The sequence below is a fragment of the Methanoculleus sp. MH98A genome (genome assembly GCF_000691865.1).
Lineage (GTDB): Archaea > Halobacteriota > Methanomicrobia > Methanomicrobiales > Methanoculleaceae > Methanoculleus.
On record NZ_JMIO01000296.1, the window covers coordinates 1 to 476 of the forward strand.

Here is a 476-nt window from a genome sequence, read left to right on the forward strand (position 1 = left end):
AGTCGCTGAGGCGATGGATTATACCGATCCCACAACCAGAGATTACGCTCTGAGTTTGATCGATAGAAGTCATGGCGGGAATTACAATTTCGCGCAGATATGCGATATGTGGGAGAAGATCTACAAGCGATGGACTTACGTGAACGACCCCAAAGGCTTCAACTACTACTCGCCGGCAAGCAGAACGATCAATCTCGGGTTAAAGGGGGACTGTGACGATTTCGCGATCCTCACGGCGTCATCGATACAGGCAATAGGAGGCACCTCCCGGATTATCATAGCATCCAATACTGGTGGAGGAGGACATGCCTACGCGGAGGTCTATGTCTCTTCAAGCAAGAGTGACCTTCAAAACGTTGCAGATTACATCTGCCAGAGATACAAATGCGAGAGCATCGCATACAGAACCACAAACGAAGGTGGACAAACACGGTACTGGCTTAACCTAGACTGGCAGGCCAAGCACCCAGGTGGAC

At 50.4% G+C, this 476-nt stretch carries 1 protein-coding gene; it reads left to right on the top strand.

Going from position 1 to position 476, the window contains the following annotated elements; all coding sequences use genetic code 11:
• Window positions 1-106 precede the first annotated feature (106 nt).
• Window positions 107-476, top strand: a 370-nt coding sequence (locus EI28_RS13040; protein ID WP_048115537.1) for a transglutaminase domain-containing protein, incomplete at its 3' end; no start/stop codon positions are given.